The sequence below is a fragment of the Pseudomonas sp. KK4 genome (genome assembly GCF_001984065.1).
GTDB lineage: Bacteria > Pseudomonadota > Gammaproteobacteria > Pseudomonadales > Pseudomonadaceae > Aquipseudomonas.
In genome coordinates, this window is record NZ_LYVP01000012.1 from 29,512 (window position 1) to 52,482 (window position 22,971).

Sequence of the window (22,971 nt, forward strand, 5' to 3'; positions counted from 1 at the left end):
TGTCGTTGTTAGAGTTTGCCGCACTTTTTTACCCACGCGTTGCCTAGGGTCCCTTTCCCATGTTCAAGAAACTGCGTGGCATGTTTTCCAGCGATCTTTCCATTGACCTGGGCACTGCCAACACCCTTATTTACGTGCGCGAGCGCGGCATCGTCCTGAATGAGCCATCGGTTGTGGCCATTCGGACACACGGTAACCAGAAAAGTGTCGTAGCTGTCGGCACCGAGGCCAAGCGCATGTTGGGCCGTACGCCGGGCAACATTGCTGCCATTCGTCCGATGAAGGACGGCGTGATCGCCGACTTCAGCGTCTGCGAAAAGATGCTGCAGTACTTCATCAACAAGGTTCACGAAAACAGCTTCCTGCAGCCTAGTCCTCGCGTGTTGATCTGCGTTCCGTGCAAATCCACCCAGGTCGAGCGTCGTGCCATCCGTGAATCGGCCCTCGGCGCCGGTGCCCGTGAAGTGTTCCTGATCGAAGAGCCAATGGCCGCCGCCATCGGTGCCGGCCTGCCGGTTGAAGAAGCTCGCGGTTCGATGGTCGTCGATATCGGTGGTGGTACCACTGAAATCGCCTTGATCTCCCTGAACGGTGTGGTTTACGCCGAATCCGTCCGGGTTGGCGGCGACCGTTTCGACGAAGCGATCATCACTTACGTGCGTCGCAACTACGGCAGCCTGATCGGCGAATCCACCGCCGAACGCATCAAGCAGGAAATCGGTACTGCCTACCCGGGCGGCGAAGTCCGTGAAGTCGACGTCCGCGGCCGTAACCTGGCCGAAGGCGTTCCACGCGCATTCACCCTGAACTCCAACGAAGTCCTGGAAGCTCTGCAAGAGTCCCTGGCAACCATCGTTCAGGCCGTGAAAAGCGCCCTGGAGCAATCGCCTCCGGAACTGGCTTCCGACATCGCCGAGCGTGGCCTGGTCCTGACCGGTGGTGGCGCCTTGCTGCGTGACCTGGACAAGTTGCTGGCCCAGGAAACCGGTCTGCCGGTGATCGTCGCCGAAGACCCGTTGACCTGCGTTGCTCGCGGCGGTGGCCGTGCCCTGGAAATGATGGATAAGCACACCATGGATCTGCTCTCCAGCGAATAAGTCGCCGGATAGCCTCTATGCTGTTGAGCGCGCAGGCGGCACTTTGCAGTGCTGCCTGTTCGCGTTTATCTTCTGTCAGTCTGCATCCAGGCCGGTCTGCCGTATGAATAAAGAGAACATTTGCCTGGGAGGAGCGGCTCATTAAACCGCTTTTCACCAAGGGTCCATCGTTGGGCGTGCGCTTGTTGGTGCTGGTCGTGCTGTCGGTCGCGCTGATGGTGGTCGATGCCCGCTTCACGCTGCTCAAGCCAGTGCGTAGCCAGATGTCGCTGGTGTTGATGCAGTCTTACTGGATCACCGACCTGCCGCAGCGGCTATTCCAGGGCGTGGCCAGCCAGTTTGGCAGCCGGACCGAACTCGTCGCCGAAAACGAAAAACTCAAGAGCGAAAACCTGCTGTTGCAGGGGCGCATGCAGAAGCTTGCCTCCCTGACCGAGCAGAACGTTCGCCTGCGCGAGTTGCTCAACTCGTCGGCACTGGTCAACGAGAAGGTCGAAGTGGCCGAGTTGATCGGCATGGACCCCAACCCGTTCACCCATCGCATCATCATCAACAAGGGGGAGCGCGACGGCGTGGTCCTGGGGCAGCCGGTCCTCGATGCCCGTGGTCTGATGGGCCAGGTGGTCGAGTTGATGCCGTACACCTCACGCGTTCTGCTGCTGACCGACTCAACCCATAGCATTCCGGTCCAGGTCAACCGCAACGGCCTGCGGGCGATTGCCAGCGGTACTGGTAACCCGGAGCGCCTGGAATTGCGTCACGTGGCCGATACCGCCGACATCAAGGAAGGCGATCTGCTGGTCAGCTCAGGCCTCGGCCAGCGCTTCCCGGCGGGTTACCCGGTGGCCACGGTCAAGGAAGTGATTCACGATTCCGGCCAGCCATTCGCCATTGTTCGTGCGGTACCGACCGCAGCCCTCAACCGCAGTCGTTACCTGTTGCTGGTGTTCAGCGACAACCGCACCGCTGAAGAGCGTGCCAACGAGGCTGCACAGGCTCAGGAATCCCTGGATGCACAGGGCGGCGGGCCGATCATCCCGGCAACCGTACCCAAGCCTGCGATCGTCCCGGCTGCCGTTGCGGCGCCCGTTGTACCGGCTGTTCAAGCCGCTCCCGCGACAACACCGGCAGCCACACCGGCCAAGCCTGCCGCTTCGCATTCCGGCGCTTCCAAGCCGCCCGCGACAGCCCCGGCCGCCAAGCCACCGGCCACGCAACCCGCTGCCACCAAACCGGCCGCCAAGCCTGCTGCCAAACCGCCTGTTTCGGAACCTGCGACCACTGGGAGACAAGAATAATGGTCGGTGTCAAAGCCTCCCGGAACGGCTGGATCGTCTGGCTGACCTTCGCCATCGGCATGCTGCTCAGCGTGTCGCCGCTGCCGCAATTCATGGAAATCCTGCGCCCGCTGTGGCTGGCCCTGCTGCTGGCGTTCTGGGCATTGGCCCTGCCGCAGAAGGTCGGCATGGTCACCGCGTGGTGCCTGGGGCTGGCAGAAGACGTGCTGTACGGCACGCTGTTGGGCCAGAACGCCTTGATCCTGACCCTCATCACCTACCTGGTGCTGGCCTTGCAACAACGTCTGCGGATGTTCCCGATGTGGCAGCAGAGCCTGGTGATCCTGGTGATCTTCGGCCTCGCCCAGCTTGTCCAGCTATGGCTGAGCGCCCTGACCGGCAACCGTCAGCCTACGCTGGCGCTGGTTTTGCCAGCGCTGGTCAGCGCGCTGCTCTGGCCCTGGATCAGCTTCGCTTTGCGCGGATTGCGCCGGCGCTACAAAATCAATTAATTCGATTCAGACACCAGACAGGGAGAGGTCTTGATGAAACAGTTGTACCTCGCCTCTGGCTCGCCGCGTCGACGTGAGCTGCTCACACAGATCGGCGTGCCGTTCACCGCCATCAGTGCGGACATCGATGAAACCCCTCTGAACAATGAATCGCCATCGGCCTATGTCGAGCGCCTGGCGCGGGGCAAGGCTCGAGCCGGCTACGGCGCAATCGTGTCCAGCGCGGCATTCTGCGTTCTGGGCGCCGACACGGCCGTTGTGCAGGGCGGCAAAATTCTCGGCAAACCGGTTGATGAAGCCGACGCGTGCGCCATGCTCAAGAGGTTGTCCGGCACCGAGCATGAAGTCCTGACCGCCATTGCCGTGCTTGACGGCGAGCGTTGCGAATCACGGGTGGTGCGCAGCCTGGTGCGTTTTCGTCCCATCGGCGACGAGGAGGCGGCAGCCTATTGGGTCAGCGGCGAGCCGCTGGACAAGGCCGGTGGCTATGGCATTCAAGGGCTGGGCGCGGTGTTTGTCGCCGGGCTCGATGGAAGTTACTCGGCGGTGGTTGGACTGCCGCTGTGCGAAACCGCAGAACTGCTCGGCCATTTCGGCATACCCTGTTGGCAAACCCTTAACGCGCGCTAAGCGTCGTACTGACAAGATGCGGCCATTATCGTGAACATGCCTGAACGAGACCCTGCCATGAGTGAAGAGATCCTGATCAACATCACGCCGATGGAATCACGCGTGGCGGTGGTGGAAAACGGTGTCCTGCAAGAGGTCCATGTCGAGCGCACGCAAAAGCGCGGGATCGTTGGCAACATCTATAAAGGCAAAGTCGTACGGGTTTTGCCGGGCATGCAGGCCGCTTTTGTCGACATCGGCCTGGATCGTGCCGCGTTCATCCATGCTTCGGAAATCTCTCTGCGTGAAGGCCCTGCGGTGGAAAGCATCAGCGCCCTGGTGCACGAAGGCCAGAGCCTGGTGGTGCAAGTCACCAAGGACCCGATCGGCTCCAAGGGCGCGCGCCTGACGACGCAATTGTCGATCCCGTCGCGCTATCTGGTGTACATGCCACGCACCGCCCATGTCGGCATTTCCCTGAAGATCGAAGACGAAGCCGAACGCGAGCGCCTCAAACAGGTGGTCAGCGATTGCGTGGCCAAAGAGGGCATCAAGGAAGCCGGCGGTTTCATTCTGCGTACCGCCGCCGAGGGCGCGGGCGCCGATGAGATCCTCATGGACATCCGCTACCTGCGCAGGCTCTGGGACCAGATCAGCGAGCAGATCAAAACCATCAGCGCACCCAGTGTCATCTATGAAGACCTGGGCCTGGCATTGCGCACCCTGCGTGACCTGGTGAGCCCGAAGATCGAGAAAATTCGCATCGACTCCCGGGAAACCTTTCAGAAAACCACGCAGTTCGTCGCCGAACTGATGCCAGAGATTGCCGATCGTCTGGAACACTACCCAGGCGAACGGCCGATTTTCGACCTGTACGGCGTCGAAGACGAAATCCAAAAAGCCCTGGAGCGCAAAGTACCGCTCAAGTCCGGCGGCTACCTGGTGGTGGATCCGGCGGAAGCCATGAGCACCATCGACGTCAACACCGGGGCGTTCGTCGGTCATCGCAATCTCGAAGAAACCATCTTCAAGACCAACCTCGAAGCCGCGACCGCCATCGCCCGCCAACTGCGCCTGCGCAACCTGGGCGGGATCATCATCATCGACTTCATCGACATGGAAGACGAAGAGCACCAGCGCCAGGTACTGCGGACCCTCGAGAAACAGCTGGAGCGCGATCACGCCAAGACCAACATCATCGGCATCACCGAACTGGGCCTGGTGCAGATGACCCGCAAGCGCACCCGTGAAAGCCTCGAGCAGGTGCTGTGCGAGCCCTGCAGCAGTTGCCAGGGCCGCGGCAAGTTGAAGACCCCGGAGACGATTTGCTACGAAATCTTCCGCGAAATCCTGCGCGAAGCTCGCGCCTATCAGGCGGAGGGCTATCGTGTATTGGCGAACCAGAAGGTCGTTGACCGCTTGCTCGATGAAGAGTCGGGCAATGTGGCCGAGCTGGAAGGGTTCATCGGGCGCACCATTCGGTTCCAGGTAGAAACCATGTATTCCCAGGAACAATACGACGTGGTGTTGCTCTGATACGCGGCGTCGTTATTTTTCCTGCACGGCTGGCCTCAGCTTTTTGCAAAACTTTTGCCATGGGAGCCAACTGACATGGAGCGTCTGACACGCATTTTGGCCGCACTGACCCGCTGGGGTCTGGGCCTGTGCGCGTTGGTTTTGGTGTTGATGGCGTTGTACGTCAGCCTCGGCCGGGAACTGGCGCCACTGGTGGCCGAGTACCGCGCCGTCGTCGAAAACCGGGCCGGCGAGGCCTTGGGCATGCCCGTGCAGATCGGCGAGTTGAAAGGCGCCTGGAGCGGTTTCGCCCCGATTGTCTCGGCTCACGACGTCACGGTGGGCGAGGGCGCCAACGCCTTGCATCTGGACTATGTGCGCGCGGTACCCGACCTGTGGGCCAGTCTGCTGGCGCGCGAAGTCCGTATTGCCAATCTCTCTTTCGAAGGCCTGAAGGTCAGCCTCAAGCAAGGCGACGACGGTGAGTGGGCGCTCGAAGGTTTCCCGGTCAAGGACAATCAGCCCCTTGATCCGGAGCAACTGCTCAACCGCATGCAGATGATCCAGCGTCTATCGGTGCTCGACAGCCAGGTCACTTTGCAGCCTTGGGGGGAATCGCCGCTGACCCTGACCTATGTGGGCCTGAGCCTTAAAACCGGTGCCACCCGCCAGCGGCTCGATGCCCGGTTGACGCTGCCAGACGGCCAACCGGTTGCCATGAACATGCGCACGCGCATCCGCGCAAGCGAATGGAAGGCCGGTGAAGCTGAGGTGTACCTGAGTCTGCCGCAAAGTGACTGGTCGAAGTGGCTGCCCGAGCGCATCAGCCAGCAATGGAATTTTTCCCAAATCAAGGCCGGTGGCGAAGTGTGGGCGACCTGGGGCATGGGCGCGCTGCAAAGTGCTGCGGTGCGCTTGAATGCGCCGCAGCTCAAGGGCGCTTACGCCGATCGCAAACCGGTGAAGATCGACAATCTGGCGCTCAACGGTTATTTCCAGCGCAGTGACGAAGGCATGCGGGTGACGGTGGATTCCCTGGCCATGAGCCTGGGCGAAACCCGATGGGAGTCACGCCTGCAACTCAAGCAGACTGCGGGCAGTGATCCGTCGCAAGAGCTCTGGCACCTGCAGGCCGACCGTCTCAACCTCACTCCTCTGACCCCCTTGCTCAATGCCCTGGCGCCACTGCCTGAAGGCTTTGCCACCGTGGTTGAGCGCCTCAAGGTCACGGGCGGTTTGCGCAATGTGCTGATCGACGTGCGGCCCAATGCCACCGACGACAGCAAATTCAGCTTTGCCGCCAACCTCGACCAGGTGGGTTTCGACGCCTATCACGGCGCTCCGGCGGCACGAAACGTCACCGGCAGCATCAGCGGCGACCTTGGGCACGGCGAGTTGCGCATGGACACCAAGGATTTCATGCTGCACCTGGACCCGATCTTCGCCAAACCCTGGCAGTACCTGCAAGCCAACGCCCGCCTGACCTGGAAGCTCGATAAAGAAGGTTTCACCCTGATCGCGCCCTACCTGAAAGTGCTGGGCGAGGAGGGCAAGATTGCCGGCGACTTCCTGATCCGCCTGCATTTCGATCACACCCAGGAAGACTACATGGACCTGCGGGTCGGCCTGGTGGATGGCGACGGTCGCTACACCGCCAAGTACCTCCCGGCCGTTCTCAGCCCGGCGCTGGACGAATGGTTGCGCACGGCGATTATCAAAGGCGCGGTGGACCAGGGCTTCTTCCAGTATCAAGGTTCGCTGAACCACGGCGCGGCCGACACGGCGCGCAGCATCAGCCTGTTTTTCAAAGTGCACGATGCCGAACTGGCGTTCCAGCCCGGCTGGCCCCATGTCAGCAAGGTCAGCGGTGACGTGTTCGTCGAAGACAGTGGCGTGCGGATCCTGGCCAGCACGGGCCAATTGCTCGATACCCAGGTCAGCGACATCTACGTCAACATCCCCCATGCACCGGAGGGGCAAAGCGTCCACCTGTTTCTTGATGGCGGGTTCGCCGGTGGGCTGGGCGATGGCCTGAAAATCCTCAAGGAGGCGCCGATCGGCACGGCCGAGACGTTCGCCGGATGGGAAGGCGAGGGTGACCTGCAAGGCAAGCTGAAGCTGGATATACCGCTGGTCAAAGGTGAACAGCCGAAGATCCTGGTCGACTTCAAGACAGACAAGGCCCGTCTGAAGCTGCCCGAGCCGCCCCTGGAGCTGACGCAACTCAAGGGCGATTTCCGGTTTGACAGCGCCAAAGGCCTGAGCGGGCAGAACATCTCGGCTCGAGCGTTCGACAAACCGGTGACTGCGCAGATTTTCGCCGAGGGTCGCGAAGGCAATCTCAACACCCGTGTCACCGCGTCGGGGCAGATCGAGGTCAAGAAACTCACCGAATGGCTGAAAGTGGCCCAGCCACTACCTGTGAGCGGCGTGATTCCCTACGCGTTGCAGGTGACTCTCAATGGTGCCGACAGCCAATTGATGGTCAATTCCAACCTCAAGGGTGTTGCCGTTGACCTGCCGGCACCCTTTGGCATGGCGGCCGAACAGGGGCGTGACACATCGTTCCGTATGACGCTGCAAGGTGCGGAGCGGCGCTACTGGGTGAACTACGGCGAACTGGCCAATTTCACGTTTTCCGCGCCGAGCGGGAATTTTGCCGACGGGCGCGGTGAGCTGTTCCTTGGCAGCGGTGATGCCGTGTTGCCGGACACCAAGGGCCTGCGCATCCGTGGCGTGCTGTCGGAACTGGACGTCGGCCCCTGGCAGGACCTGGTAACCAAGTACGCCGGGCAAGACCCTGGCGGCAGCGCCAAGCAGTTGCTCAGTGGTGCCGATTTCAAGGTCGGCAAGCTCAGCGCCCTGGGCACCACGCTGGATCAGGCATCCGTTCAGCTGACGCGAAAACCGTCCGCCTGGGCCTTGCAATTGGACAGTCAGCAGGTGACGGGCAACGCCAGCCTCCCGGATGCGAAAGCCGCACCGATCGTGATCAATCTGCAAACCATACGTTTGCCTGCGCCTGACCCGACGGTGCTGGCGGATGAAAACTCACCCGACCCGCTGGCTTCGGTGGACCCGACCAAAATACCGGCGCTGGATATCACCATCGACCAGTTGTTCCAGGGTAACGATCTGGTCGGCGCCTGGTCGTTGAAGGTGCGTCCCACGCCCAAAGGCATCGCCCTCAATTCCCTGAACATGGGCCTCAAGGGTATCCAGTTGCAGGGCAGTGGCGGCTGGGAAGGTGCGCCGGGGGCGAGCAGCAGTTGGTACAAGGGTCGGGTCAGCGGCAAGAATCTGGCGGATGTGCTCAAGGGCTGGGGCTTTGCGCCGAGCGTGACCAGCAAGGATTTCCACATGGATGTCGATGGCCGCTGGCCGGGATCACCGGCGTGGCTGGCGACCAAACGCTTTTCCGGCACCCTGGATGCGTCGCTCAATCAGGGCCAGTTCGTCGAAGTCGAAGGCAGTGCCCAGGCGCTGCGAGTGTTCGGCTTGCTCAACTTCAACTCCATCGGCCGGCGTCTGCGCCTGGACTTCTCCGATCTGTTCGGAAAAGGCCTGAGCTATGACCGGGTCAAGGGCTTGCTGACGGCGACCAACGGTGTGTACGTCACCACGGAGCCGATCCGCCTGACCGGGCCGTCTAGCACTATAGAACTGGATGGCAAGCTGAACATGGTCGCCGACCAGATCGATGCGAAGCTGCTGGTGACGTTACCCGTGACCAACAACTTGCCGATTGCCGCACTGATCGTCGGCGCACCGGCCATTGGCGGCGCATTGTTCCTGATCGACAAGTTGATCGGGGATCGCGTGTCCCGTTTCGCCAGCGTGAAATACAGCGTCAATGGGTCGTGGAAAGATCCGAAAATCACCTTCGACAAGCCTTTTTGAAAAGCCATTGCGCGGACCTATGGAGTAGCATGACCAAAGCGTCGTCTTCCCCTGCAAGAGCAAGCTTGCTCGCGAAAAACGCAATGTCGCCGCGTTCATTCAGGCAGCACGCGCCATTTTTTACCTCCATCGCGAGCGAGCTCGCTCCTGCAGGAATGTAATAAGGAAAGGGCCATGTCTGTTGCAGTGATTCAAATGGTCAGCCAGAGCGATGTCCTGGCCAACCTGTCCCAGGCTCGTCGCCTGCTGGAACAGGCGGCGGCTGGCGGTGCGAAGCTGGCCGTGCTGCCGGAAAACTTCGCTGCCATGGGCCGGCGAGACATCGCCGATATCGGTCGCGCCGAAGCCATGGGCGAGGGACCGATCCTGCCCTGGTTGAAACAGACCGCCCGCGACCTCACGTTATGGATAGTGGCCGGTACCTTGCCCTTGCCGCCGGTGGATCAGCCGACGGCCAAGTCCCATGCCTGCTCCTTGCTGATCGACGATCAGGGCGAGACGGTGGCGCGTTACGACAAGTTGCATCTGTTCGATGTGGACGTGGCCGACAAGCGTGGCCGTTATCGCGAATCCGATGACTATGCTTATGGCAGTGGCGTGGTGGTGGCGGACACGCCAGTCGGGCGGGTGGGCCTGACGGTCTGTTATGACCTGCGTTTCCCGGAGCTGTACAGCGAATTGCGAGCCGCCGGCGCGGAACTGATCACCGCGCCGTCGGCCTTCACCGCCGTGACTGGCGCCGCGCACTGGGATGTGCTGATCCGCGCACGTGCCATCGAGACCCAGTGCTACGTGCTCGCGGCCGCCCAGGGTGGGATTCACCCGGGGCCAAGGGAAACCTGGGGCCATGCGGCCATCGTCGACCCCTGGGGTCGGGTGCTGGCGCAACAGGATCAAGGCGAGGCCGTACTGCTGGCTGAACGTGACAGCAGCGAACAGGCGTCCATCCGGGCGCGGATGCCGGTATCGAGTCACCGGCGCTTTTTCTCGCAGGGCGCCCAGCGGCCTGCATCAGAACGATGAATTTAAGGCGTAAAGCATATGAGCGAGTTGTTGTCCTCAGTCAGTGAACACCTCCTGGCACCCGGCGGCGTCACCATCGAAAGCCTGCAAACCGTGCTCGGCGACCTTGCCGGCCCGGGCATCGATGCCGCCGACCTGTATTTCCAGGGGCAGATTTCCGAGTCCTGGGCGCTGGAAGACGGCATCGTCAAGGAAGGCAGTTTCAACCTTGACCAGGGCGTTGGCGTGCGTGCGCAATCGGGTGAAAAGACCGGTTTTGCCTACAGCAACGCGATTACCCTGGAAGCCCTGGGCGCGGCGGCCCGTGCCGCTCGTTCGATTTCACGCGCCGGGCAGAACGGCACGGTGCAGGCCTTCACCACCCAGGATGTCGCGCAGTTGTATGCGCCGGACAATCCCCTGGAAGTGTTGAGCCGCGCCGAGAAAGTCGACCTGCTCAAGCGCATCGACGCCGCGACCCGCGCCCTCGACCCGCGTATCCAGCAAGTCACCGTGAGCATGGCCGGGGTCTGGGAACGCATTCTGGTGGCCTCCACCGACGGCGGACTGGCGGCGGACGTACGGCCGCTGGTGCGTTTCAACGTCAGTGTGATCGTCGAACAGAACGGTCGGCGCGAGCGCGGTGGCCATGGCGGCGGCGGTCGTACCGATTACCGGTATTTCCTCGCCGAAGACCGGGCCATGAGCTATGCCCGGGAAGCGCTGCGTCAGGCACTGGTCAATCTGGAAGCGATTCCTGCGCCGGCCGGTACCTTGCCGGTGGTCCTGGGCTCCGGTTGGTCGGGGGTGTTGCTGCACGAAGCGGTGGGCCATGGCCTGGAAGGCGATTTCAACCGCAAGGGCAGCTCCGCCTATAGCGGGCGCATGGGTGAAATGGTCGCCTCCAAGCTGTGCACCATCGTCGATGACGGCACGTTGTCCGGCCGCCGTGGCTCGCTGAGCGTCGACGATGAAGGCACCCCGACCGAGTGCACCACGCTGATCGAAAACGGCGTGCTCAAGGGCTACATGCAAGACAAGCTCAATGCCCGTTTGATGGGCGTGGCCCGCACCGGCAACGGTCGTCGCGAATCCTACGCGCACCTGCCGATGCCGCGCATGACCAACACCTACATGCTGGGCGGCGAAAGCGACCCGGCGGAAATCATCGCCTCGGTGAAGCGGGGTATCTACTGCGCCAACCTGGGCGGCGGGCAGGTCGATATCACCAGCGGCAAGTTCGTGTTCTCCACCAGCGAGGCTTACCTGATCGAGGACGGCAAGATCACTGCCCCGGTCAAAGGCGCAACCCTGATCGGCAACGGTCCGGAAGCCATGAGCAAAGTGTCGATGGTCGGCAACGATCTGGCGCTGGACAGTGGCGTGGGGACGTGTGGCAAGGATGGGCAGTCGGTGCCGGTGGGTGTCGGCCAGCCAACGCTTAAAATTGATGCGATCACCGTGGGTGGCACGGGCGCATAAGGGATGGAGCGGCGGGCGAGTCGCGAGGCGACTCACCCGGGCGCAGATTTAACGCAGGCCGCGTTGAGTCTCGTCCAGCTCACGGATGTACTTGAAGATTTTACGGCTGGAAGCAGGAGGCTTGTTTTGCGCAACCTCATGCTGGGCCTGACGGATCAGCGATCGCAGTTGCTGGCGATCGGCGTCCGGGTAGTCGACGACGAATTTTTCCAGAACAGCATCGTCACCGGCAATCAGGCGATCACGCCAGCGCTCCAGGTTATGGAAGCGTTCGTTGTACTGGCGAGTGGAGGCATCGAGTTGATCGAGCAAGACCAGAATGGCGTCAGTGTCCTGATCGCGCATCAGCTTGCCGATAAACTGAAGGTGCCGTTTACGCGCGATGTTCGCGGTGTGCTTGGGTGCATCGGCCAGGGCCCGGCGCAGGGCGTCGGTCAGGGGCAGTTTGTTGAGCAAGTCAGGCTTGAGCGTTGTAAGGCGCTCGCCAAGGTCAACCAGAGCATGCAGCTCGCGTTTGACCTGGGATTTGCTTTTTTCTCCCGTATCGAGGGAGTCGTCGTAAGAATCAACCATGGTGGCAGTCCGCAAAGAAACGCCGCCATGATAACCAGTCGGGGGCCGCTTGTCCGGCCCGGTCGCTCGATGACCGTTACCGAAAGCAGAATTTGAGTGGAGAACAGCATGAGTGCAGTTGAAAGCGTCGGCCCACAAGCATTGCCGGCACTGCAGGAGCAAGTCGAGCAGATCATCGCTGAAGCCAAGCGTCAGGGCGCCAGTGCCTGTGAGGTGGCAGTGTCCCTGGAGCAGGGCCTGTCCACGTCGGTGCGCCAGCGCGAGGTCGAAACCGTCGAATTCAACCGCGACCAGGGCTTCGGCATCACCCTGTACGTCGGCCAGCGCAAGGGTTCGGCCAGCACCTCGGCCAGCGGCCCGGATGCCATTCGCGAAACCGTCGCTGCGGCACTGGCCATTGCCAGGCACACCTCCGAAGACGAGGCCTCGGGCCTGGCGGATGCCGCGTTGATGGCCAGAGACCTGCACGATTTCGACCTGTTCCACCAGTGGGATATCACGCCGGAACAGGCCATCGAGAAGGCTTTGCTCTGTGAAGCGGCGGCGTTCGACGCCGACCCGCGGATCAAAAACGCCGACGGCACCACCCTCAGCACTCATCAGGGTTGCCGGGTCTATGGCAACAGCCACGGCTTTGTCGGCGGTTATGCATCGACGCGCCACAGCCTGAGCTGCGTGATGATCGCTGAGGCCGATGGCCAGATGCAGCGTGATTACTGGTACGACGTCAACCGCCAGGGCAGTTTGCTCGCAGACCCTGTGAGCATCGGCCAGCGTGCCGCGCAGCGTGCAGCCAGTCGTCTGGGCGCGCGCCCGGTGCCGACCTGCGAAGTGCCGGTGCTGTTTTCCGCAGAGTTGGCCGGTGGTCTGTTCGGCAGTTTCCTGTCGGCGGTCTCCGGCGGCAGCCTGTATCGCAAATCGTCCTTCCTTGAAGGCACCTTGGGGCAGAAACTTTTTCCGGACTGGCTGACCCTCGATGAGCGCCCGCACCTGATGCGCGCGTTGGGCAGTGCGGCCTTCGACGGTGATGGCCTGGCGACCTATGCCAAGCCGTTCGTCGAAAATGGCGTGCTGGTGTCCTACATTCTCGGCACTTACTCCGGCCGCAAGCTTGGCATGCCGAGCACCGCCAACGCTGGCGGGGTACACAACCTGTTCGTTACCCACGGCGATGAAGACCAGGCAGCTTTGCTGCGTCGCATGGGGCGTGGGTTGCTGGTGACCGAGTTGATGGGCCAGGGGCTGAACATGGTCACCGGCGACTACTCGCGCGGTGCGGCGGGCTACTGGGTCGAGAATGGTGAAATCCAGTTCGCCGTTCAGGAAGTGACCATCGCCGGCAACATGCGCGATATGTTCAAGCAGATCGTCGCGGTGGGTAATGACCTGGAGCTGCGCAGCAACATTCGTACGGGCTCGGTACTGATCGAGCGGATGATGGTGGCAGGCAGCTAAGCCTCACCGTTACACAAAAGGCGCGCCACCCTTCGGGTGCCGCGCCTTTTTTCATGCGGGCATGCATGCAAAAGCTGCCAGCCATGTCGGCGATGGATGCTGCGTTGGCCTGGCATGCGCTCTGTAGCAGCCAAACGCAGGTTTCGCCTGCCGCTACAACGCAGCGGAGTTATTCGCCTTCGTCGAAATAGTTGTTGATCAAGGCCACCAGCGCATCCATGGCTTCCTGCGCCTGTTCACCTTCGGTACTCAAATGGATTTTTGTGCCTTTGCCGGCGGCCAACATCATCATGGCCATGATGCTTTTGCCGTCGACGGTGGTTTCCGGTGTGCGTCCAACCCGGATCGTGCAGTCCTTGAACTGGCCAGCGACCCCGACGAATTTTGCAGACGCCCGGGCATGCAGGCCCAGTTTATTGATGATTTCGATTTCCCGTGCAGGCATCGCGATGTGAATCCTTTAGCTGAGGTCGCGGTGGCGGACCTGGACGTTCTTCAGGGATTGCTGCAGGGTCTTGCCCAGTCGTTCGGTCAGGTAGACAGAGCGGTGATGCCCACCGGTGCAACCGATGGCAATGGTGACATAGGCGCGGTTACTGGCAGCAAAGCGGGGCAACCATTTGAGCAAATACGTGGAGATGTCCTGGAACATCTCTTCAACATCCGGCTGGGCCGCCAGGTATTCGGCGACCGCCAGATCCAGCCCCGACTGCGCGCGCAACTCCGGTTTCCAATACGGATTGGGCAGGCAGCGCACATCGAACACCAGATCGGCATCCACCGGCATGCCGCGCTTGAATCCGAAAGACTCCACCAGGAACGCTGTCCCGGGCTCAGGCTGATTGAGCAGGCGCAGCTTGATGGTATCGCGCAGCTGATACAGGTTGAGATTGGTGGTGTTGATCTTGAGGTCGGCCAGGTCGGCGATGGGGCCCAGCAGGCTCGTTTCATCGCTGATCGCTTCGGCGAGCGAGCGATTGGCGGTGCTCAACGGGTGGCGACGACGGGTTTCGGAGAAACGTTTGAGCAGGGTTTCCTCGTCGGCATCCAGGTACAGCACATCACACTGGATGTGCCGGCTGCGGACTTCTTCCAACAGCTCCGGGAAACGCGACAGATGGCTGGGCAGGTTGCGGGCATCGATGGAGACAGCAACCAGCGGCTGTGACAACTCGGTGTGGATCAATGCGCGTTCGGCCAGTTCCGGCAGCAAACCGGCGGGCAGGTTGTCGATGCAGTAGTAACCGTTGTCCTCAAGTACATCGAGGGCGGTACTTTTGCCTGAGCCGGAGCGGCCGCTGACGATGATCAAGCGCATGATTACTGCCCGTTTTGCTCGTCCAGGACAACCTGATACAAGGCTTCATTGCTCGGGGCGCTGCGCAATTTGTCGCGCACATCCTTGCGGTCGAGCATGCTGGCGATCTGGCGCAACAACTCCAGGTGCGCATCGGTGGCGGCTTCCGGGACCAGTAGCACGAACAACAGGTCAACCGGGGCACCATCGATAGCGTCGAAATCGATAGGGGCATCCAGGTGCATCAAGGCACTGATGGGCGAAAGGCAACCCTTGAGACGGCAATGAGGTATTGCGATGCCGTTGCCAAAACCCGTGGAACCGAGCTTTTCACGGGCAATCAACGCCTCGAAGACATCTTGCATCTCCAGATCCGGTACTTCGCGATGGATGAGGTTGGCAATTTGCTCGAGGGCTTTCTTTTTACTGCCTCCCGGCACGTTCACCAGGGAACGGCCGGGGGTCAGGATGCTTTCAAGTCGGATCATGGGTTGGGGGTGTTAACGACCGGTCGCGCCCTGGAGGAGGCTCTGGGTCTTTTCCTTATGCTTTTTGAGTTGTTTGTCCAGCTTGTCGGTCAATGCGTCGATCGCCGCGTACATGTCGGTATGTTCCGCGTTGGCGACCACTTCATTGCCGGGAATATGCAGCGTGGCTTCGATTTTCTGCTTCAGCTTCTCGACCGTCATCGTGACCTGCACGTTGGTGATCTTGTCGAAATGCCTCTCTAATCGTTGGAGTTTTTCGCCGATGTAGGTGCGAAGAGGTTCGGTCACTTCCAGTTGGTGTCCACTGATATTGACTTGCATACAGCTTCTCCTTCGTTGCCAGTGCATAAAGCGGTAGACCCGATGATCTACCACTGGAACGCTGTGGCGTGGCCCTACATCAACCGCTTGCGTTCGCTCGAAGGCGCGATCCCGAGGGATTCGCGGTACTTGGCGACGGTGCGGCGAGCCACCTGAATGCCTTGTGCCTCCAGTAAACCAGCGATCTTGCTGTCACTCAACGGCTTTTTCTGATTTTCCGCGGCAACCAGTTTTTTGATGATCGCCCGAATCGCCGTGGACGAGCATTCGCCCCCTTCAGAGGTGCTGACGTGGCTGGAGAAAAAGTACTTCAGTTCATATATGCCCCGAGGGGTATGCATGAATTTCTGTGTGGTCACCCGCGAAATTGTCGATTCGTGCATGCCGACCGCTTCGGCGATGTCATGCAGGACCAGCGGTTTCATCGCTTCGTCGCCGTACTCCAGGAAGCCGCGCTGATGCTCGACAATCTGGGTGGCGACTTTCATCAGGGTTTCGTTGCGGCTTTGCAGGCTCTTGATGAACCAGCGGGCTTCCTGCAATTGATTGCGCATGAAGGTGTTGTCGGCGCTGGTGTCGGCGCGGCGCACGAAACCGGCGTACTGGGCGTTGACCCGCAGCCTTGGCACCGATTCCTGATTGAGTTCCACCAGCCAGCGTTCGTTGTCCTTGCGCACGATCACGTCAGGGACAACGTATTCGGCTTCGGTGGATTCGATTTGCGAGCCGGGACGCGGGTTGAGGCTCTGGACCAGTTCGATCACTTGGCGCAGCTCGTCTTCCTTGAGCTTCATGCGACGCATCAACTGGCTGTAGTCGCGGCTGCCGAGCAAGTCGATGTAGTCGGTGACCAGGCGCTTGGCCTCGGCCAGCCACGGCGTCTTGGGGGGCATCTGACGCAATTGCAGCAGCAGGCATTCGCCCAGGTTGCGTGCGCCGATACCGGCCGGTTCGAATTGCTGGATGCGGTGCAGGACGGCTTCGATCTCGTCCAGTTCGATGTCCAGTTCCGGATCGAAGGCTTCGAGAATTTCTTCGAGGGTTTCGTCCAGATAGCCTTGATTGTTGATGCAGTCGATCAGCGTGACGGCGATGAGGCGGTCGGTGTCGGACATCGGCGCAAGGTTCAACTGCCACAGCAGGTGGCTTTGCAGGCTTTCGCCAGCCGATGTGCGGGTGGTGAAGTCCCACTCGTCATCATCGTTGCTCGGCAGGCTGCTGGCGCTGGTCTGGTAGACGTCTTCCCAGGCAGTGTCGACGGGCAGCTCGTTGGGAATGCGCTCGTTCCAGTCGCCTTCCTCGAGGTTGTCGACTGTCGGTGCGCTTTCCTGGTAGGAGGGTTCCTGAATGTCGGTATTGGGCTTCTGCTGTTCGACGTTGTCGGCCATGGGGTCGGTGTTATCGAAGTCGTCGCCTTCTTCCTGGCGCTCGAGCATCGGATTGGACTCCAGGGCCTCCTGGATTTCCTGTTGCAGGTCCAGGGTCGACAATTGGAGCAGGCGGATGGCCTGTTGCAGCTGAGGTGTCATCGTCAGCTGCTGGCCCATTCTCAAGACTAGCGATGGTTTCATGGCAGGGGCTTAACACCTTATTCGGCGCACATGCGCCATCCACTACAGGGCGCCGAAGCGCCAAACATAAGCAAATTATATGCCTGATATTGCAGTGTTTGCCTAGAGCGCTGTAACAATAAAAAAGTGTTGATTTTTATCGCGACAAGCGCTCATTCGACCCTCCGTGCTTCTGAGCGCTTACAGGCGGAACTCATGGCCCAGGTACACTTCCTTGACCAGGTCGTTGGCCAGAATCGTCGCTGAGTCGCCTTCGGCAATCAGTTGGCCATCGTTGACGATATAAGCAGTTTCGCAGATATCCAGGGTTTCACGGACGTTGTGATCGGTGATCAGCACGCCGATGCCCTTGGCCTTGAGGTGGTGGATGATCTGTTTGATGTCGCCTACCGAAATCGGGTCCACACCGGCGAAGGGTTCGTCGAGCAGGATGAATTTCGGGTTGGTGGCCAGTGCGCGGGCAATTTCCACTCGGCGGCGTTCACCACCGGACAGGCTCATGCCGAGGTTGTCGCGGATGTGACTGATGTGGAATTCCTGCAGCAGGCTTTCCAGTTCCTTGCGACGGCCTGCCTTGTCGAGTTCCTTGCGGGTCTCGAGGATCGCCATGATGTTGTCGGCCACCGAGAGCTTGCGGAAGATCGACGCCTCCTGCGGCAGATAACCGATGCCGGCCTTTGCGCGGCCGTGCATCGGCTGGTGACTGACATCCAGGTCGTCGATCAGCACGCGACCCTGATCGGCGCGTACCAGGCCGACGATCATATAGAAGCAGGTGGTCTTGCCGGCGCCGTTGGGGCCGAGCAGGCCGACGATCTGACCGCTGTCGATGGACAGGCTGACGTCGCGCACGACCTGGCGGCTCTTGTAGCTCTTGGCCAGATGCTGAGCTTTCAGAGTTGCCATTACTGGGCCTTCTGCTCGTCGGTTTTCTTTTTCGGCTGGATCACCATGTCGACGCGTGGACGCGACTCGGTCACCTTGCTGCCTGTGGCGCGACCGGCGCTCGCAAGCTTCTTCTCGGTGTCATAGACGATTTTCTCGCCTTGAGTGACGTTGTTGTCCTTGTCGATGACCTTGGCGCGGTCGATCAATATGACGCGGTTTTGCTTGGCGAGGTACTGGATGGTCACCCCCCAGCCCTGCACGGGCTTGGTGTCGCCAGCCGTCTGCAGCTGCTCGAAGTAGGCCAGGTTGCCCACCGAGGTCACCACGTCGATGTCGCCATCGGGAGCGCGAGTCATGGTCACTTTGTTGCCGGTGACCTTTATCGAGCCCTGGGTAATGATCACGTCGCCGGTATAGGTGGCTACACCGTTTTTGTCGTCCAGTTGGGCGTCGTCGGCCTGAATGCGGATTGGCTGCTGCTGATCGTTCGGCAGAGCCCAGGCGCTCACGCTTCCCAGTGCTGCGCCCAGACTGAGCAAAATAGGGAGGGTTTTAACGAGCCTCATACTGTCCTCTTACGTTCGATAGCAGGTGTATCCTGCTTTCTTTCAAATACGCTTTCATTCCAACACCAGTCGATACACCGCCAGCGCCGTCGATTCTAACGGGTTGCGCGGTCTGCGCATATTGCTGCTGCGGGAACACCGTCATGCGAGTACTGGTGATCAGGGTGTCGCGGTTCTTTTCGTCGGTGCGTTTGACGCGTACGTTGTCGATCAGCTCGACCTCGGTGCCGCCGGAGTTCACTTCGCCGTGCTCACTGGTCACATGCCACGGGAAATCGGTGCCACGGTACATGTTCAGGTCGGGTTTGGTGACCAGCGTGATGTCGGTCGCTTTTACGTGCTCGGCCTTGTCCGACGTCATTTCGTACTGCACTTTGCCGTCTTCGAGGTATTGCAAGGTGTGAGTGTTGGTCGCGTACCAGTCGATGGGGCTTTCTTCGGTCTTGGCCGGTGGCTTGTCGAGGAAGCGTTCCGGGCTGATGTTCCAATAGCCGACCGCGGCGAAAATCGCCACGATGCAACAGACCACCATTGTCTTGCGTACTTTTTTGCTGAACATGTTTTGGCTCACAGGTACGCGGCGTTTGCCGCATCGAGGCGGCCCTGGGCGCGCAGGATCAATTCGCAAAATTCGCGGGCAGCACCTTCGCCACCACGGGCCTGGGTGATGCCGTGGGCGTGTTCGCGCACGAAGCTGGCAGCATTGGCCACGGCCATGCCAAGGCCCACGCGGCGAATCACCGGCAGGTCGGGCAGGTCGTCACCAAGGTAGGCAACCTGTTCATAGCTTAGGTTGAGTTGGCCAAGAAGCTCGTCCAGCACCACCAGTTTGTCTTCGCGCCCTTGATAAAGGTGCGCGATGCCGAGGTTTTTCGCGCGTCGCTCGACCACCGGGGTCTTGCGGCCGCTGATGATCGCGGTCTGTACGCCGGCCGCCATCAGCATCTTGATGCCCTGGCCGTCGAGGGTGTTGAAGGTCTTGAATTCGCTGCCGTCTTCGAGAAAGTACAGGCGCCCGTCGGTCAGCACGCCGTCGACGTCGAACACCGCCAGTTTGATTGTCTTGCCGCGTTGCAGCAGATCGTTGCTCATTTACATGACTCCTGCGCGCAGCAGGTCGGAGAGGTTGAAGGCGCCGATCGGGCGATCTTCATCGTCGACGACTACCAGCGCGTTGATTCGGTGGTCTTCCATGATTTTCAGGGCTTCGGCCGCGAGCATCTCGGGTCGGGCGGTCTTGCCGTGCGCTGTCATCACCTGATCGATGGTGACACTGTGGATGTCGATGGGGCGGTCCAGGGTGCGGCGCAGGTCACCGTCCGTGAAGATCCCGGCCAGCTTGCCGTCGGCCTCCAGGATCGCCGTCATGCCCAGGCCCTTGCGGGTCATTTCCATCAGCGCGTCCTTGAGCAGCGTGCCGCGCTGGACCTGCGGCAGTTCCGGTCCGGCGTGCATGACACTTTCCACTTTCAACAGCAGGCGCCGGCCCAGTGCGCCACCGGGGTGGGAAAAAGCGAAGTCTTCGGCGGTAAAGCCCCGGGCTTCGAGCAGCGCGACGGCCAAGGCATCGCCCATGACCAGTGCGGCGGTCGTCGAAGAAGTGGGTGCCAGGTTCAACGGGCAGGCTTCATGCTCGACGTGAACATTGAGATTGACTTCGGCAGCCTTCGAGAGCGCAGAGTTTGGGTTGCCGGTCATGCTGATCAACTGGATGCCCAGACGCTTGATCAGGGGCAGCAGGGTGATGATTTCATTGGTGGAGCCGGAGTTCGACAGCGCCAGGATGACGTCGTCGCGGGTGATCATGCCCATGTCGCCATGGCTGGCTTCCGCCGGATGGACGAAAAAAGCCGTGGTGCCGGTGCTGGCCAGGGTCGCAGCGATTTTTCTGCCGATATGCCCGGATTTGCCCATGCCGACCACGACCACGCGGCCTTTGCTGGCCAGAATCATCTCGCAGGCGCGTACGAAATCCGCATCGATTTGGGGCAGCAAGCCATTTACGGCTTCCACTTCGAGTCGGATGGTGCGTTGCGCGGATTGAATCAGGTCGCTGGATTGGCTCATGTCGGAAATCGTTTAGCCTGATGAAAAGGCGGCGATTATAGCGGTTATGATCGAAACCCTCACGCAAGTTCGTCGTGCATTATCGTTCCTTGTCAACGAAACCCTCTAAATGAAGCTTTTTGCGCCAAATGTCTAACGATATGGCGCGGCAATGACCTTGGGCGCCTGACGTTTGCAGTGATATAGTTCGCCGCCAGTTCGGCCCGCCCGGAGGTATGTGCTTTCGTCAGAAAGTCAGGCGTCCGAGTGTGAGGCTGCATCGCAAGGAGTTTAGATGAGTGCCGATAACGCCTACGCGGTCGAGCTGAAGGGATTGTCCTTCAAGCGCGGTGCGCGCAGCATTTTCAATAACATCGATATCCGTATTCCCCGCGGCAAGGTCACCGGCATCATGGGGCCTTCCGGGTGCGGCAAGACGACGCTCTTGCGGTTGATGGGCGCGCAATTGCGGCCGACCAAGGGCGAAGTCTGGGTCAACGGTCAAAATCTGCCGACGCTTTCGCGCAGTGATCTGTTCGATGCCCGCAAGCACATGGGCGTGCTGTTCCAGAGCGGCGCGCTGTTCACCGATCTCGATGTGTTCGAGAACGTTGCCTTTCCACTGCGCGTTCATACCGAGCTGCCAGAAGAAATGATCCGCGACATTGTCCTGCTCAAATTGCAGGCAGTGGGTTTGCGCGGCGCCATTGAATTGATGCCCGATGAGCTGTCCGGCGGCATGAAGCGCCGTGTCGCCCTGGCGCGGGCCATTGCGCTCGATCCGCAGATTCTCATGTATGACGAGCCCTTCGTCGGTCAGGACCCTATCGCCATGGGCGTGCTGGTGCGCCTGATCCGTCTGCTCAACGACGCGCTGGGTATCACCAGCATCGTGGTTTCCCACGACTTGGCCGAGACCGCAAGCATTGCCGACTACATCTATGTGGTCGGCGATGGGCAAGTGTTGGGGCAGGGGACGCCTGAGGAGCTGATGAATTCGACAGACCCTCGAATCCGTCAATTCATGACCGGCGAGCCCGACGGTCCGGTTGCGTACCACTTTCCAGCGACGGACTACCGCGCAGATCTTCTGGGGAAGCGCCGCTGATGCGCAGAATTACATTAATAGAACGCATACGCCGGTTCGGTCTGGCCGCAATCGATGCCGTGGGCGTGTTCGGACGTTCGACATTGTTCCTGTTTCACGCCTTGCTCGGTCGCGGCGGTATCGGCGGCGGTTTCGGTCTGCTGGTCAAGCAGTTGCATTCCGTCGGCGTGATGTCGCTGGTGATCATCGTGGTCTCCGGGATTTTCATTGGCATGGTGCTGGCACTGCAGGGCTTCAACATCCTGTCCAGCTACGGCTCGGAACAGGCGGTGGGGCAGATGGTTGCGCTGACGCTGCTGCGGGAGCTGGGCCCGGTGGTGACGGCGTTGCTGTTTGCGGGACGTGCCGGTTCGGCGTTGACGGCGGAAATCGGCAACATGAAGTCCACCGAACAGTTGTCCAGCCTTGAAATGATCGGGGTCGACCCGCTCAAGTACATCATTGCTCCGCGCCTGTGGGCCGGCTTCATTTCCCTGCCGGTGCTGGCAATGATTTTCAGCGTGGTGGGCATCTGGGGCGGCTCGTGGGTGGCCGTCGACTGGCTGGGGGTCTATGACGGCTCCTACTGGTCGAACATGCAGAACAGCGTGACCTTCGTCGACGATGTGCTCAACGGCATCATCAAAAGCATGGTCTTCGCCTTTGTCGTGACCTGGATCGCCGTATTCCAAGGCTATGACTGTGAGCCCACTTCAGAGGGGATCAGTCGTGCCACTACCAAGACCGTGGTGTATGCCTCTCTGGCTGTGCTCGGCCTGGACTTTATTCTGACCGCCCTGATGTTTGGAGATTTCTGATGCAAAACCGCACCCTGGAAATCGGTGTCGGCCTTTTCTTGCTGGCTGGCATCCTGGCTTTGCTGCTGCTGGCGCTGAGAGTAAGCGGCCTGTCCCCGAGCCCGAGCACCGACACGTATAAACTTTATGCGTACTTCGACAATATCGCCGGTTTGACGGTCAGAGCTAAAGTGACCATGGCTGGTGTGACCATCGGCAAGGTCACGGCCATCGATCTGGATCGCGACAGTTTCACCGGTCGAGTGACCATGCAGCTTGAAAAGCGTGTAGATAACCTGCCTGCCGATTCCACTGCATCTATTCTGACTGCGGGTCTGTTGGGCGAAAAATACATCGGTATCAGCGTCGGCGGGGAAGAAGCGTTGCTCAAGGATGGCGGTACCATCCATGACACCCAGTCGTCGCTGGTGCTTGAGGACCTGATCGGTAAGTTCCTGCTCAATACCGTTAGCAAAGACGCCAAATGA

Annotated in this window: 23 protein-coding genes; 12 read left to right on the plus strand and 11 right to left on the minus strand. The window is 60.5% G+C overall.

What is annotated here, in order from left to right:
- The first annotated feature begins 59 nt into the window (after positions 1 to 59).
- From mreB to tldD, 8 genes are all read left to right on the plus strand, one after another.
- Complete coding sequence (mreB, locus tag B0W55_RS06945; protein ID WP_002555108.1) at positions 60 to 1,097, plus strand: rod shape-determining protein MreB; 1,038 nt, start codon at positions 60 to 62, stop codon at positions 1,095 to 1,097.
- A gap of 140 nt (positions 1,098 to 1,237) precedes the next feature.
- Entirely contained in the window at positions 1,238 to 2,395 is a 1,158-nt protein-coding gene (gene mreC, locus B0W55_RS06950; RefSeq protein ID WP_077045272.1) for a rod shape-determining protein MreC, read from the plus strand.
- Positions 2,395 to 2,886 carry a rod shape-determining protein MreD gene (gene mreD, locus B0W55_RS06955; protein ID WP_077045273.1) on the plus strand — a complete coding sequence of 164 codons (492 nt, stop codon included), beginning with the start codon at positions 2,395 to 2,397 and terminating at the stop codon, positions 2,884 to 2,886. Before mreC ends, mreD begins: the two co-directional genes overlap by 1 nt.
- A 33-nt stretch (positions 2,887 to 2,919) precedes the next feature.
- A complete protein-coding gene (locus B0W55_RS06960) occupies positions 2,920 to 3,516 on the plus strand; it encodes a nucleoside triphosphate pyrophosphatase (protein WP_077045274.1) in 597 nt (198 codons plus the stop codon).
- Positions 3,517 to 3,573: 57 nt separating this feature from the next.
- A complete protein-coding gene (rng, locus tag B0W55_RS06965) occupies positions 3,574 to 5,031 on the plus strand; it encodes a ribonuclease G (protein WP_077045275.1) in 1,458 nt (485 codons plus the stop codon).
- A gap of 75 nt (positions 5,032 to 5,106) precedes the next feature.
- Entirely contained in the window at positions 5,107 to 8,910 is a 3,804-nt protein-coding gene (locus B0W55_RS06970) for a YhdP family protein (protein ID WP_077045276.1), read from the plus strand.
- Positions 8,911 to 9,084: 174 nt separating this feature from the next.
- Positions 9,085 to 9,933, plus strand: a complete 849-nt coding sequence (locus B0W55_RS06975) for a carbon-nitrogen hydrolase family protein (protein WP_077045277.1) — start codon at positions 9,085 to 9,087, stop codon at positions 9,931 to 9,933.
- An 18-nt stretch (positions 9,934 to 9,951) separates the two neighbouring features.
- Entirely contained in the window at positions 9,952 to 11,394 is a 1,443-nt protein-coding gene (gene tldD, locus B0W55_RS06980; protein ID WP_077045278.1) for a metalloprotease TldD, read from the plus strand.
- A 48-nt stretch (positions 11,395 to 11,442) separates the two neighbouring features.
- On the opposite strand, the gene yjgA is transcribed toward tldD, so the two are convergent.
- Positions 11,443 to 11,967: a ribosome biogenesis factor YjgA gene (yjgA, locus tag B0W55_RS06985; protein WP_077045279.1), complete on the minus strand. Its 525-nt coding sequence runs from the start codon at positions 11,965 to 11,967 to the stop codon at positions 11,443 to 11,445.
- A 108-nt stretch (positions 11,968 to 12,075) separates the two neighbouring features.
- On the opposite strand from yjgA, the gene pmbA reads away from it, so the two are divergent.
- Entirely contained in the window at positions 12,076 to 13,422 is a 1,347-nt protein-coding gene (gene pmbA / locus B0W55_RS06990; protein WP_077045280.1) for a metalloprotease PmbA, read from the plus strand.
- Positions 13,423 to 13,591: 169 nt separating this feature from the next.
- On the opposite strand, the gene B0W55_RS06995 is transcribed toward pmbA, so the two are convergent.
- From B0W55_RS06995 to B0W55_RS07040, 10 genes are all read right to left on the minus strand, one after another.
- Entirely contained in the window at positions 13,592 to 13,867 is a 276-nt protein-coding gene (locus B0W55_RS06995; protein ID WP_077045281.1) for an HPr family phosphocarrier protein, read from the minus strand.
- Between the two features lie 15 nt (positions 13,868 to 13,882).
- Complete coding sequence (gene rapZ / locus B0W55_RS07000; protein ID WP_077045282.1) at positions 13,883 to 14,740, minus strand: RNase adapter RapZ; 858 nt, start codon at positions 14,738 to 14,740, stop codon at positions 13,883 to 13,885.
- A gap of 2 nt (positions 14,741 to 14,742) precedes the next feature.
- Complete coding sequence (gene ptsN / locus B0W55_RS07005) at positions 14,743 to 15,207, minus strand: PTS IIA-like nitrogen regulatory protein PtsN (protein ID WP_077045283.1); 465 nt, start codon at positions 15,205 to 15,207, stop codon at positions 14,743 to 14,745.
- 12 nt (positions 15,208 to 15,219) lie between these two features.
- Positions 15,220 to 15,528, minus strand: coding sequence for a ribosome hibernation-promoting factor, HPF/YfiA family (hpf, locus tag B0W55_RS07010; RefSeq protein WP_047537716.1), 309 nt, complete (start codon positions 15,526 to 15,528; stop codon positions 15,220 to 15,222).
- Positions 15,529 to 15,602: 74 nt separating this feature from the next.
- Positions 15,603 to 17,099, minus strand: a complete 1,497-nt coding sequence (locus tag B0W55_RS07015) for an RNA polymerase factor sigma-54 (RefSeq protein ID WP_077045284.1) — start codon at positions 17,097 to 17,099, stop codon at positions 15,603 to 15,605.
- 180 nt (positions 17,100 to 17,279) lie between these two features.
- Entirely contained in the window at positions 17,280 to 18,005 is a 726-nt protein-coding gene (lptB, locus tag B0W55_RS07020; protein WP_077045285.1) for an LPS export ABC transporter ATP-binding protein, read from the minus strand.
- Positions 18,005 to 18,553 carry a lipopolysaccharide transport periplasmic protein LptA gene (lptA, locus tag B0W55_RS07025; RefSeq protein ID WP_077045286.1) on the minus strand — a complete coding sequence of 183 codons (549 nt, stop codon included), beginning with the start codon at positions 18,551 to 18,553 and terminating at the stop codon, positions 18,005 to 18,007. The genes lptB and lptA overlap by 1 nt, the downstream gene beginning before the upstream one ends.
- Entirely contained in the window at positions 18,540 to 19,112 is a 573-nt protein-coding gene (gene lptC / locus B0W55_RS07030) for an LPS export ABC transporter periplasmic protein LptC (protein ID WP_077045287.1), read from the minus strand. The genes lptA and lptC overlap by 14 nt, the downstream gene beginning before the upstream one ends.
- A gap of 8 nt (positions 19,113 to 19,120) precedes the next feature.
- Complete coding sequence (locus tag B0W55_RS07035) at positions 19,121 to 19,645, minus strand: HAD family hydrolase (RefSeq protein WP_077045288.1); 525 nt, start codon at positions 19,643 to 19,645, stop codon at positions 19,121 to 19,123.
- Complete coding sequence (locus B0W55_RS07040) at positions 19,646 to 20,620, minus strand: KpsF/GutQ family sugar-phosphate isomerase (RefSeq protein WP_077045289.1); 975 nt, start codon at positions 20,618 to 20,620, stop codon at positions 19,646 to 19,648.
- A gap of 274 nt (positions 20,621 to 20,894) precedes the next feature.
- Here B0W55_RS07040 and B0W55_RS07045 point away from each other — a divergent pair, with 274 nt between their 5' ends.
- The 3 genes from B0W55_RS07045 to mlaD are packed head-to-tail and all read left to right on the plus strand — an operon-like array spanning position 20,895 to position 22,971.
- A complete protein-coding gene (locus B0W55_RS07045; protein WP_077045290.1) occupies positions 20,895 to 21,707 on the plus strand; it encodes an ATP-binding cassette domain-containing protein in 813 nt (270 codons plus the stop codon).
- Positions 21,707 to 22,504 (plus strand): lipid asymmetry maintenance ABC transporter permease subunit MlaE, encoded by a 798-nt coding sequence (gene mlaE / locus B0W55_RS07050; protein WP_077045291.1) that lies wholly within the window; start codon positions 21,707 to 21,709, stop codon positions 22,502 to 22,504. The genes B0W55_RS07045 and mlaE overlap by 1 nt, the downstream gene beginning before the upstream one ends.
- A complete protein-coding gene (gene mlaD / locus B0W55_RS07055) occupies positions 22,504 to 22,971 on the plus strand; it encodes an outer membrane lipid asymmetry maintenance protein MlaD (protein ID WP_046026814.1) in 468 nt (155 codons plus the stop codon). The genes mlaE and mlaD overlap by 1 nt, the downstream gene beginning before the upstream one ends.